Below are 13,118 nucleotides of genomic sequence, written 5' to 3'. Positions count from 1 at the left end.
TGTTAAAAAAACCATTACCATTTTTCGGTTGGGCAATATGTCCAAACTTTACCAAGAAGTGCTCACACTTTGTCTAGTTAAATGAAAGCGGTTACTATTTAAAATTGAAATAGAATATTCGAAAGAGTTAATTTAAGTGGCAGGATAATATAGGTACGATCTCATTTAAAAAAAATGCTAGGTTGGAAAGGGAGATTAGATGAAGATAAAGGCTGAAAATAAGACTTATATTCGAGATCGGGAGGCTGTAATTAATTTAACTTCGGATCTAGTACGCATTCCAAGCGTTTATAGGGAAAATACTCCGGATGGAAATGAAACAAGAGTAGCGATGCACGTTGCCGCGTATTTAAGGGAACTTGGGATTGAAACACATGTGGAAGAGGTTGTGCCAGGAAGACCGAACGTCATCGGGATTGTCGACTCAGGAAAACCTGGTAAGACTCTTCTATTTGAAGGTCACACTGATGTCGTGACTGAGGGAGATAGGGATGCTTGGACTTATGATCCTTTTAGTGCACATATCGAGGATGGACGGATGTACGGTCGCGGTACAAATGATACTAAGGGGAATTTAGCTTGCATGATAACTGCTGTCCATTCACTCCTTCAGGATAAAGAGGAATTCAAAGGGAAAATAATTTTATGTATTCCTGTGGATGAGGAAGGCATGATGAGTGGCATAAAGCACTTCATTAAACAAGGTTGGGCAGATGGTGTAGATGGAGCAATCATTTGCGAACCGGAAGAGAATAACGTTTGTATTGCACAACGTGGAGCTATGCGGATAAGGGTAGACATTTTTGGGAAGATGGCGCACGGTGCAATTTCTTGGAGTGGCATTAACCCGAATTGGCGCATGGCAAGACTCATAGTAGAACTGGAGAAATTGGAGAAAGAAGAGCAAGCAAGATTGGGTGAGGATCCCTATTTAAAATGGCCTTCGATTACTCCGACGATTTTACAAGCACCCGTGAAAGGAGATGCACAGATTAACGTCATTCCGGACCACTGCATGATGACGCTTGATATTCGAACAGTTCCAGCTCAAGACCACGATGAATTATTAGGAAGAATTAATGCGATTATTGACAAACTAAAAGAGTCTGATCCAGATTTTAAATCTGAATTAACGATTCTCGATAACCGACCTTCTACAATTACCGCTGCTGATGACCCTGTTGTACAGGCAATATACGATGCGGTTGAATCGGTAACAGGGGAGAAGCCGATTTATAACGGAGTTCCTGGAGCAACGGACGGGACATTTCTTCATATGCACGGCATACCTATAGTAACAATTGGTGCAGGGGACCGAGATATCCCACACCAAATCAACGAATATATCGACATCGAAGAACTAGCTGTGACAACTGCAATATTTAGAGACGCGGCTCTCCGATTTTTAAATGCAAAGGAGTGATAGAATATGACAGAATTTAAGATCGCAGTTATACCGGGGGACGGAATCGGCATTGAGGTAATGGGAGAAGCAGTAAAAGTATTGAGGGTGTTGGAAGAATATGAAAAGGATTTTGTGTTGAATATTGAGGAATTTCCATGGAACTCGGATTATTATGTAGCGAATGGACGAATGATGCCTGAAGACGGACTGGAAACGCTAAAGAACTTCGATGCTATTTTGTTTGGAGCTATTGGTGATTCACGTGTTCCGGATGACGTTACGGTCTGGGAATTAATTATGCCAATTCGAAAGAAATTCCAACAATATGTAAACTTCAGGCCGGTTAAATCGTTGCCTGGAGTTAAATCACCTCTATTGAACGGCGAGGATATCGATTTTGTCATCTTCCGCGAAAATGCGGAAGGAGAATACTCGGATAGTGGCGGTCGCATGTTTGATTCGCAGGATTCCGAACTGGCCATTCAGAATACAATTATGACCCGCGGTGGAATTGAAAGAATAACAAAAGCAGCTAGTGAATATGCGGTAAAGAACGGCAAAAGGAAGTTAACGAGTGCAACAAAATCGAATGCTGTTACCCATGCAATGAAGCTGTGGGATGAGCATGTAAAGCGAGTTGTGGAAGAAGAGTATCCTGAGTTGGAACTAGAATCTTACTACATTGATGCGCTCGTTGCATATTTTGTCCAAAGGCCACAATCCTTTGAAGTTGTTGTTGCATCCAACCTGTTTGGAGATATTCTATCGGATCTTGGTTCTGGAATTGTAGGGGGTCTAGGACTTTCACCTTCAGCTAATATTAACCCCGAAAAGGAATACCCTTCAATGTTTGAAGCAGTTCACGGGTCTGCACCTGATATTGCTGGAAAAGGAATCGCAAATCCAATTGCTCAAATATGGTCTGCAGCTTTAATGCTAGATCACTTGGGCAAAGCAGACCTATCTAAAATAATCATCAATGCAATCGAAGATGTACTTTTGGAAGGGAAAATAAAGACAGCCGACATTGGTGGAAATGCAACGACTGAACAAATGGGTAAAGCTATTGTTGAGAAAATACAAGAACGGTATATCATTGAGAAAATGGGGAGTTTAAATCATGAAATTAACAGATAAAGTCGTTGTAGTAACTGGTGCAGGCGGAGGAATGGGAAAAGCAATCGTTTCACAATTGCTGGAACGAGGCGCTTTCGTTATTGGAATTGATTTGTCAGTAGATTCATTAAAAGATATTCAGCAACCAAACTTTGTAGCCAAAGAGGCTGATGTTTTAGATGAACAAAAAGTCTCGGAAATCTTTGAGGAGATTAATAATGAACAAGGTAAAATAGATGGTCTAGTCAATGCATTGGGTATTGCGCAATCTCAAACTCCTATCGAGGAAGTATCGTTAGAGCAATGGCATCGGCTTATGGATATTAACGCAACCAGTTTGTTTATCACCTGTAAGCAAGCCGTTAAATATATGAAGCCGAAAAACAGGGGCTCAATTGTTACCATTGCATCGATTTCAGCCGTTAGACCACGGCCAGGTCTCCAATCGTACATTGCTTCAAAGGGAGCGGCGGAGAGTTTTTCCAGGGCAATGGCGATCGAATTGGCCCCTCATTCAATCAGGGTTAATACAATTCATCCGGGTCCTGCGGATACAAACATGCTTGGGCAATTTGCTGGGGAAAACGCGGATGTATCTGCCGTGAAAAATGATCTATTTAAGCAAAGCGTTCCTTTAGGTGAATTAATTCAACCAGAAGATATAGCGAGTGCTGTCATCTATCTATTATCAGATAATGCAAAAATGGTAACTGGCGCTACATTAAACGTTGATGGCGGAAGAGGTTTGTAACAACGAGAGGCAGTGAATAGCTAATGAAACGAATTCAAATGTTGATAGATGGAGAATGGATTGGTGACGATAGCCATGAGTGGTTACCAGTTTTCAATCCATCAAACGGAAAGAAAATAGCGGAAATCGTAAAAGGTAGTAAAATTCACGTAAATCAAGCTGTTGTTGCAGCACAAATAGCGTTTGAAAGTGACGAGTGGAGAAGGGTAAAGGCTTATGAACGTGGACAACTTCTTGTGAGCTTTGCAAATTATATTAGAGAAAATGCAGAACAATGGAGCGAGTGGGAATGTGAAGATGTTGGTAAACCAATGTCACAAGCGCGTTCAGATGTTGAAGCTGCCGCTAGGTATTTTGAGTTTTATGGCGGTGCAGCAGACAAAGTGATGGGGGAAACAATCCCGATTGAAGAAGGGATATTAAATGCTACAGTTCTTGAACCTCTTGGTGTAACCGCTCACATAATCCCTTGGAATTATCCGCTTCAAATTATTTCTAGAAGTGTAGCGGCTGCTATTGCAACTGGAAATGCAGTAATCGTTAAAAGTGCAGAAGATACTCCAATGACAGCCCATGCGATTGCAGAGTGGTTTTCTGCAAGTGAATTACCAAAAGGGATTTTCCAACATATAACAGGCTTAGGTGTAGATGTCGGAGGACCATTATCGGCGCATCCTGACATTGCTCATGTGACATTTACTGGATCTGTGAATACAGGAGTTGCAGTTATGAAAGCGGCAGCAAATAATGTTGTATCTGTGACTCTTGAACTTGGCGGTAAGTCACCTAATATTGTATTTGCTGATGCATCTGAAGAGAAAGCATTGGAGGGGGTCGTTAAAGCAATTATCCAAAATGCGGGTCAAACATGTTCGGCAGGCTCGAGGCTCTTGATAGAAGAATCATACAAAGAAGAGTTTTTGAACAAGTTAATAACTAAGTTTAATACATTAACAGTTGGTCCTGGGAGTGAAGATAAAGATATTGGGCCGATTCTAAACAAAAAGCAATATGATCAAATCATGAGTCGAATTGAAGAGGCTAAGAATTTAGGCAGCATTATTGCGGGAGGAAAGGCGGTGTCAGTTGAAGGTTCAGAAGGTGGTTATTACATTGAGCCTACAATTATAGATGAGCTATCCCACACCAGTTCATTAGCTCAAGAAGAAATATTTGGACCAATATTAAGTGTGTTTACTTTTAAAGATGCGGAGGATGCTATCCAATTGGCTAATGGGACTGACTATGGTCTCGTTACGGGGATTTGGACACAAAATATCGACGTTGCTCACTATGTAGCTTCAAGGGTGAAGTCGGGTCAAGTATTCATTAACAACTATGGAGCAGCTGGTGGAATCCAAATGCCTTTCGGTGGCTATAAAAAAAGTGGAATTGGAAGAGAAAAAGGTTTCGTGGCATTAAGAAATTATACACAAATCAAGAATATAGCCATTAAATTTGGTATTTAACAGTGAGAAGAGGTGAATTTATGCAAAGCCTACAAATTAACAGTGAACCTTCTCCGCTAGATGTTAACGTCTGTCTTTTAGAGGTTAAAGGATTGAAAACTTATTTTCATATGGGGAAAGGGAAAATTGCTAAAGCAGTTGATGATGTCAGCTTTTCGATTAATAAAGGTGAAACAGTTGCATTAGTAGGTGAGTCTGGCAGTGGAAAGAGCATAACCTCATTATCAATTATGAGACTAATCCCAAGTCCTCCAGGTGAAATTGTAGAGGGTTCGATTAAACTTGAAGGAAAAGAATTGTTAACCTTATCAGAAGGTGAAATGTGCAACGTCCGTGGGAAAGACATTGGAATGATTTTTCAAGAACCGATGACATCTTTGGACCCGGTGTTTACGATAGGAAGTCAGATTGTAGAATCGATGATGGAGCATCAAAAACTAAAGAAAAAAGATGCTTATAAAAAGGCAGTAGATTTATTGAAAATTGTTGGTTTTTCTAGGGCTGAAAAAATTATTAAAGAATATCCACACCAATTATCTGGTGGGATGCGACAAAGGGTAATGATTGCTATCGCGATGTCTTGCAATCCTAAGCTATTAATCGCCGATGAACCGACTACAGCACTAGATGTAACGGTTCAGGCTCAAATTCTAAATTTGATGGTGGATATGAAGGAAAAGTTCGACTCCTCTATTTTGCTAATTACACATGATTTAGGCGTTGTCGCCGAAGTGGCAGATCGTGTACTTGTTATGTATGGGGGTCAAATTGTTGAAGAAGCCTCTGCCAAGGATCTCTTCTTGAGAACGAAGCATCCATATACGACTGCATTATTAAAAACCATTCCGAATGTAGACGTAGAGTTGGAACGATTGGATTCGATACCCGGTTCTGTACCCCCAGCCCATCTATTTCCGAAAGGTTGCAGATTTGCATCGAGATGTGAACATGCAATGGATATATGTCTTGAAAAGAATCCTAATCTTATAGAGGTTAATCCTCAGCATAAAGTAAGATGTCATCTTTTTGGGGATTAAGGAGGAAATTAGTGTGGATGAAAGAGAAAAAATACTTGAAATAAAAAATCTGAAAAAATATTTCACGATCAAAGGTGCTGCATTTAAAGGCAAAAGCAGTCAAGTCAAAGCTGTGGATGATATAAGTTTTGATTTGTATAGGGGAGAAACGCTTGGAATTGTAGGAGAGTCGGGCTCTGGTAAATCTACATTAGGGAGAACAATTCTGCGCTTACTAGAACCTACTGAAGGGGAAATTATTTTTGAAGGAACGAATCTTGAGAAATTAAGCCTTCGAAAATTAGACAATTATAGAAAGAATATGCAAATGATTTTTCAAGATCCATATTCTTCATTGAACCCGAGAATGCGCGTGGGGAAACTTATAAGTGAGCCTTTAGCTGTACGGAAAATACTAAATAAATCAGACCAATCCAAAAAAGTACTTGACTTAATTGGGAAAGTTGGTTTACCAAAAGAGTCTCTAACAAAATTCCCGCATGAATTTTCAGGTGGACAAAGACAGCGTATAGGAATTGCGAGAGCGCTTTCATTGAATCCACAACTTATAATTGCAGACGAACCTGTTTCAGCCCTTGATGTTTCGGTTCAATCACAGGTTTTGAACTTAATGATGGATTTACAAGATGAATTTAAGTTGACCTATTTATTTATTTCCCATGATTTAAGTGTTGTGAAACATATAAGTGATCGTGTAGGTGTGATGTATTTAGGGAAATTGGTTGAAATTGGCCCCAAAAAAGACATTTATAATAATCCATTACATCCTTACACCCAGGCTTTATTATCTGCAATTCCTGTTGCTGACTTTGGTAGTAAACGAGAAATCATTCAATTGAAGGGTGAGCCACCAAGTCCTTCAGATCCACCGCCGGGATGTGCATTTCATACACGATGTTCCCATGCTTTTGATCGATGTAAAATTGAACGCCCTGAACTAATCCGGCAAAAAGATGGGCAATCCGTGGCTTGCCATCTTTATTCGGAACAGCCAATATCTATTTGAAAAACTAATGAATGAGGATTGGTGTATATGACTTTTGGCAATATTACCGACGTGCCGGGTATAAAGGTTGGGAATGTTGAAAATCTAGAAGCGCTAACAGGTTGTACGATTATCCTTACAGAAGAAGGGGCGGTTTGTGGTGTAGATGTTCGCGGATCTGCTCCTGGCACACGTGAAACAGAATTACTGGATCCTATTAATTCAGTAACTGAAGTTCATGCAATCAGTTTGGCTGGGGGAAGTGCATTTGGTTTGGACTCGGCTTCGGGAGTCATGCAATATCTCGAAGAAAAAGGGATAGGGCTTGACGTTGGGGTAGCTAGAGTTCCAATTGTGCCAGGTGTAGTTCTGTTTGATCTCCCGGTTGGAGATCCCAAAATTCGTCCTGATAAAAAAATGGGGTATGAGGCGGCTATGAAAGCAGCAAAAGGGTCATTTCCATTTGGGAATATAGGTGCAGGATGTGGGGCAACAGTTGGAAAGATAACTGGATTTGAAAATTGTATGAAAGGGGGCTTGGGTAGCGCTTCTCTTACATTGGACAATGGTCTTGTGATCGGTGCGATTGTTGCGGTAAATGCTGTTGGAGATATAAGGGATCCGTCAAATAGAGAAATCATCGCCGGTCCAATTGACCCGGAAACAGGTGAACTTATTGATAGTCTCCTATATTTACAGAAAAACATAAAAAGCACAATACTTCCCGGTACAAATACAACAATCGGGGTTGTAGCAGTAAATGCTAAGCTGACAAAAGCTGAAGCAAAAAAGGTAGCGCAAATTGCACAAAATGGTTTGGCAAGAACTATATATCCAGTCCATACGATGTTAGACGGGGATACAGTTTTTGCCCTTGCAACTGGTGGTGGATCGTATCCAGTGGATTTAATCGGGAGCTTAGCGGCACAAGTCATGGAAGAAGCGATTATAGTAGCCATAAAATCTGCGGACGCAGTTTCTGGAATACCGAGTTTTAGAAGCATCCAAAGAGAAGGTTAAACGAGAATGACGACATGAATAGTTAACGTAAACCATTATAAGGGGGATTTTTGCAATGGAAAAAAGAAAATATTGGTCATCACTTGTCTCAATGCTACTAGTCTCCATTCTGTTGCTAAGTGCATGCACTAGTGAAAATGGAGAGAAGGATAAAGAGACGGATAAAGAAGAGACTAAAGAAATAAGAGTAAGAATTAATGATGATCCTGACTTTTTGGATCCACATTCAGCCACAGCTTCTATTTCGTTTCAAATGATTTTAAATATGTTTGAAGGATTATTTTCTCCAGAAACAGACGGTACACTTAAGCCAGCGATAGCTGAAGACTATAAACTCTCAGATGACGGTTTAACTTATACGTTTAATATAAAAGACAATGTGAAGTTTCATAATGGTGATCCGGTCACAGTTAAGGATATAAAGTATACATTTGATCGTTTAATGGGAACTAACAATAACGAACCACTATCTTCTAATTTTGTGAAAGTCGAATCTATCGAAATACCGGATGAAAGGACTGTGGTAATGAGACTCACAGAGCCTAATTCGAATTTTTTATACTCTCTGACAGCATTACAATCTGCAATTATCCCCGAAGCGAACGACGGAAAACATAATGATCATCCAATCGGAACTGGCCCGTTTAAATATGTTAGCTATAGTCCGGGTACTGATCTTGTTTTAGAGAAAAATACTGAATACTGGAAAGAAGGTATCCCTTATTTAGATAAAGTTACTTTCGTATTCCAATCGGATGATCAAGGGGCATTTATGGCCTTGCAGGGGAATGAACTCGATTTAACAAGCATTCCTGCACATCGTATATCTGAAGTAGAAAACGATTTTAATTTAAATCACCAAGATAATAACTCATCATTGGTAATTGCCTTTAACAATGAAAGAGAGCCATTTAACGATACAAAAGTTCGTCAAGCGATTAATTATGCAATAAATAAACAAGATATTATTGATTCGGTGTATTCAGGTTTCGCCACTCCATTGGGTTCAAATATGAGTCCTGCAATGGGGGATTACTATTTGGATGGATTACAGGATGTATATGATAGAGACATTGAAAAAGCGAAGGAGTTATTAACAGAAGCAGGTTATCCAGATGGTTTTAAAACAAAGATGTCTGTCTCATCCCATAACACAATGTACTCCGATATTGCTCAAGTTACTGTTGAGAATTTAAAGGAAATTGGCATAGATGTTGAAATAGAAGTGATTGAATGGGGAATTTGGTTGGACCGCATATATCGTGGAAGAGATTATGAGATGACAGCAATCGATTTAACGGGTAGACCGTCTGCTTATGAGGTACTCAACGACTATGTGTCTACTAACGATAGTGAGAACTTCTTTAAATTTAAAAATGCTGAATTTGATAAAGTAATGACGGATGTATTAAACGAGCCTGAACTGGACGATCAAATTAAACTTTATCATCGTGCTCAGGAGATATTAACTGAAGAGGCCGCGGCTGTTTATATTGCTGATTACCAGATAATATGGGCATTAAATAAAGACTTAGAGGGTCAAAAGGCGTATCCTTTCTGGTTCCATGACATGTCGGAAGTGAGATCTGCAAAATAGAAAGGAACAGAAAATATGGCTTATATCATACGTAGAGTTATATTATTCATTGTTACTGTGGCACTAGTATCCGTTATTACCTTCGCCGTTTTTCAAGTCATGCCAGGAGACCCTATCCGTATTATGTTAGGCCCAGACGCTGACGAGGCGCAAATAGCGACTTTAAAAGCGCAACTTGGTTTAGATCAACCACTTCATACCCAATATTTTGAGTGGATTAAAGGGTTAATGACAGGTGATTTAGGGCAATCAATCCGATTCTCAAAACCAGTCTCAGAATTGATTCTGGATCGATTACCAGTTACCATCTCCTTGGCTATTATGACGCTAACTATCGTAGTAGTTGTTGCTATCCCTCTTGGTATTTTTGTAGCGAAAAGACAAAACAAATTAAGTGATGTTGTTTTCTCTACAGTTACCCAATTAGGGATGGCAATCCCTTCCTTTTGGTTAGGGATGTTATTGATTTTATATCTTGGAATGAATTTTAAGTTTTTTTCTGTTAGTGGATATGTGCCTTGGACACAAAGTGTAACAGGTGCATTAGGAGCATTATTGTTACCAGCACTGACAATTGCGATTCCTCAAATAGCAGTTAAATTTCGCTATGTAAGGAATGCTATTTTGGAACAATTACGATTAGATTACGTGCGTACGCTTCGGAGCAAAGGAATCAAAGAAAAAAAGGTTCTTTACAAGCATGTGTTAAGAAATTCGATGATCCCGATACTGACAATATTTGGCCTAATAACTGCAGAAGTTATCGCGGGAACAATTATTGTTGAACAAGTTTTTGGTTTGCCTGGCATAGGTAAATTATTAATAACATCTATTAGTTATCGTGATTTTCCACTAGTACAAGGCATAGTCATGTACATCACACTTGCAGTTGTTTTTATCAACTTCTTGGTGGATATATTATATTCGATTCTTGATCCACGAATACGATTGACATAAGGAGGTCAACATGAAATCACTAATGAGTCACGGGAAAAATATAAATTTAATCATGGGCCTCCTCATATTATTAACTTTTTTACTGTTAATGCTTCTAAGTTTTATATATACACCGCATGATGTGAATGAGATGAGTGTCGCGAACAAACTGCAAAGTCCAAATGCTGTGCATTGGTTTGGGACAGATGAATTTGGAAGAGATATCTTTAGCAGAATTATGAAGGGGACCCAAACAGCTTTCTTTGTAGGTACAGTAACTGTGTGCATAGGAATGATTTTTGGCACTCTTATTGGTGGAATTGCGGGTTATGTAGGCGGTTGGGTTGATGAGGTTTTTATGAGAATTATGGATGCATTAATGGCTTTTCCAGGGATTATATTAGCCTTGATGCTAGTAGCTGTTTTTGGTCCGGGTATGCTAAATACCTCGATTGCTCTTGGTATAATAGCGATCCCCACTATAGCAAGAATCGCACGAAGTGGATTTATTCAGCATAAGGAGTTTGAGTACGTTCTATCGGCAAAATTGGTAGGTGTGAAGCCGTTTAACATTATGTTTAAGCATATACTTCCGAACGTTTCGTCCCCTCTTATTGTTGCGGCATCTATAAGTTTTGCAATTGCAATGTTGGCAGAAGCGAGCTTAAGTTATTTAGGGCTGGGTGTTCAACCGCCAGACCCTAGTTGGGGACGTATGTTAAGGGATTCTCAATCGTATTTAGCAAGCGCACCGTGGTATACATATGCGCCGGGTGTTGCAATCACGTTAATGGTTTTAGGGTTTTATATGTTAAGTAATGCAATTAGAGATATTATGGATCCACGTTCAAATTGACACAATCAGGCACACGCAATATGCGGAATATTTAAACGAGCTTGTGGTTATATATTTTGGGAATCATGTTGCGAATGCTACATTGAATACCCCCATCTAGCTGCATAAATTGTTATGCCAGTTATTGATGGGGGAATTATTTATGAAAGAAGCGCTATTAGACCATCTCGCTTCGTATTGTTAAAATATGTCTGAATATTTATAAGTAATTATTATCGTCATGTAATAATTGTGACAACATCATTTTTGTGTGTAGTCCCTATTACCAATTCATAAGCCTTAACGGCGGTTTCGATAGCGAGGCGATTCGCTGGTTCCATAAAATCTTTTCCAAGAAGTGTTTCCAATCGATCAAGTCGGTGGTACAGAGTTTGTCTGACGATGAACAGTCGATCTGAAGTTTCTTTTTTTGATCCACTACATTCAAGATAGACGCGGAGTGTCTCGAAGAGATTGCTATTCAACTTCTGATCGAATTCGAGCACAGCCCCCAAGTATTCATTAATGTATGTTTCAAGATGGCCGCTCTTTTTTAATAAAAGCAGTAGTCTGTAAATCCCTAAGCTTTCATAGAAATTACTTGTAGTTATTTCAGATTCATGTAGCTCCAGTACCTTATGAGCTTCTTTGAAACCTTTGCTTATATCTGAAATAGCGGTGTAGACCGTGCTTACGCCGAAAGTACATTTTTCCCCATCTATAAAGTTGTTTTCTTTCATTTTGAGAATGTCATGTGTGATTTGTGAGAATCTATCTGTCTCCTTTTTTAAATGATCAGCTGCGATGAATGAAGCAATGACTGTAATCTCATTTCTTCTAACTGAAACTGCAGGGAAAAAACCATGTCTTTTGAAAAGGGAACGAACCACTATAGATCTTTGAAGTTTTATTTCATCCAAGTCCTCTTCGCTGAGGTTAATTACTGGCGAGTCTATTTGAATAATAAAAACTCTGAAATGCATATTGCGGCTAGGGGGAGGAAAATAAGCTTGGAGATCGTCTTGTTCATACTCCCGGCCGTTTATTAGGTTTTGAACGAGTTTATCTTCTGAGTTTTGTTTACGTTCTTCGATTGTCCTAGTCCGCAATAATATTTGTGCTATAGCAAGGCTAGCGCGGTCTAAAATAAGAAAGAAAAATTCCTCTGATAGTGGAGGGTGTTTTATTTGTATGTACAAATTCCCCCAAACCTGGCCAAGGACTCGAACGGGCATTAGTGCGAATGTATCATCACCGAGCGTAAAGGTTCTTTGTTCCGTGTTATCCATTGAGGAACTTTTAACATATGAACGGAGTGATTTATCTAAGCTTTTAATTTCTGATGGATAATAAAATGGCTTCGCATCATCGTTAATAAAAAATACGTTCTCTTGAAAATGTTCATGTAGTTCACGAAGGATTTTCAGAATACCGTTGTGTGTAAGTGATAATGAAATGAATTTTCTCGACAGATGATCGAGTTGGGATAGCATCTCGTGATGTTGATTAATGATGAAAGTATGAAGGTCTTGGGTAATGTCGACAAACTTTACAATTTCCTTGAATAATATGATTGGAAAATTACTTTCATTGGCTAACTTGACTAATTCGGGAGGAATCTCTTGTAAATGAGGTCCGATTTCTATACAGATTCCTGCGACATCTTTTTCTATTAGTTTTTTCACATATTTTAGTTGGGAAGGGAGATCAAGTTGTAAACCTACACCTGTTGTAAGAATAAGTTCGCCTCCATTTATTAGCGAATCAAATTCTCCTGTTTCTAAAATATGCGACCACTTCACCCGTCTATCTAGTCCTTCAATACCAGCGATTAGTTTCGCGGACTTGAAAGAATTACGAGCAAGGACGTCTTTCACTGTAAAGGTTAAATCACTCATATTTATAAATCCCTCCCAAATGTTAAAATACTAAACTAACGATTTTACATTATGTAAAGTGTTAAGTAT

At 39.2% G+C, this 13,118-nt stretch carries 11 protein-coding genes; 10 read left to right on the top strand and 1 reads right to left on the bottom strand.

Features of this window, described 5'->3' with window-relative positions; translation table 11 throughout:
- Positions 1–199: 199 nt before the first annotated feature.
- Genes AC25Y5_RS04115 through AC25Y5_RS04070 form a run of 10 tightly spaced genes read left to right on the top strand, consistent with a single transcriptional unit; the run spans position 200 to position 11,172 of the window.
- Positions 200–1,423: a M20 family metallopeptidase gene (locus AC25Y5_RS04115; protein ID WP_488139223.1), complete on the top strand. Its 1,224-nt coding sequence runs from the start codon at positions 200–202 to the stop codon at positions 1,421–1,423.
- Positions 1,424–1,429: 6 nt separating this feature from the next.
- Positions 1,430–2,542 carry a tartrate dehydrogenase gene (locus tag AC25Y5_RS04110; RefSeq protein ID WP_488139222.1) on the top strand — a complete coding sequence of 371 codons (1,113 nt, stop codon included), beginning with the start codon at positions 1,430–1,432 and terminating at the stop codon, positions 2,540–2,542.
- On the top strand, positions 2,526–3,272 hold the full coding sequence (locus AC25Y5_RS04105; protein WP_488139221.1) for an SDR family NAD(P)-dependent oxidoreductase: 747 nt from the start codon (positions 2,526–2,528) through the stop codon (positions 3,270–3,272). Before AC25Y5_RS04110 ends, AC25Y5_RS04105 begins: the two co-directional genes overlap by 17 nt.
- 23 nt (positions 3,273–3,295) lie before the next feature.
- A complete protein-coding gene (locus AC25Y5_RS04100) occupies positions 3,296–4,741 on the top strand; it encodes an aldehyde dehydrogenase family protein (protein ID WP_488139220.1) in 1,446 nt (481 codons plus the stop codon).
- A gap of 20 nt (positions 4,742–4,761) precedes the next feature.
- Entirely contained in the window at positions 4,762–5,778 is a 1,017-nt protein-coding gene (locus tag AC25Y5_RS04095; protein ID WP_488139219.1) for an ABC transporter ATP-binding protein, read from the top strand.
- A 13-nt stretch (positions 5,779–5,791) separates the two neighbouring features.
- Complete coding sequence (locus AC25Y5_RS04090) at positions 5,792–6,784, top strand: ABC transporter ATP-binding protein (protein WP_488139218.1); 993 nt, start codon at positions 5,792–5,794, stop codon at positions 6,782–6,784.
- Between the two features lie 27 nt (positions 6,785–6,811).
- Positions 6,812–7,783 carry a P1 family peptidase gene (locus AC25Y5_RS04085; RefSeq protein ID WP_488139217.1) on the top strand — a complete coding sequence of 324 codons (972 nt, stop codon included), beginning with the start codon at positions 6,812–6,814 and terminating at the stop codon, positions 7,781–7,783.
- 55 nt (positions 7,784–7,838) lie between these two features.
- Positions 7,839–9,380, top strand: a complete 1,542-nt coding sequence (locus AC25Y5_RS04080; RefSeq protein ID WP_488139216.1) for an ABC transporter substrate-binding protein — start codon at positions 7,839–7,841, stop codon at positions 9,378–9,380.
- Positions 9,381–9,395: 15 nt separating this feature from the next.
- Positions 9,396–10,337, top strand: coding sequence for an ABC transporter permease (locus AC25Y5_RS04075; protein ID WP_482101301.1), 942 nt, complete (start codon positions 9,396–9,398; stop codon positions 10,335–10,337).
- 10 nt (positions 10,338–10,347) lie between these two features.
- Positions 10,348–11,172, top strand: a complete 825-nt coding sequence (locus AC25Y5_RS04070; protein ID WP_488139215.1) for an ABC transporter permease — start codon at positions 10,348–10,350, stop codon at positions 11,170–11,172.
- Between the two features lie 218 nt (positions 11,173–11,390).
- On the opposite strand, the gene AC25Y5_RS04065 is transcribed toward AC25Y5_RS04070, so the two are convergent.
- Positions 11,391–13,049 carry a PucR family transcriptional regulator gene (locus tag AC25Y5_RS04065; protein ID WP_488139214.1) on the bottom strand — a complete coding sequence of 553 codons (1,659 nt, stop codon included), beginning with the start codon at positions 13,047–13,049 and terminating at the stop codon, positions 11,391–11,393.
- Between the last annotated feature and the right edge of the window lie 69 nt (positions 13,050–13,118).

The organism is Sporosarcina sp. Y1011 (genome assembly GCF_057669885.1).
This window is presented reverse-complemented; position numbering and strand designations above follow the sequence as displayed.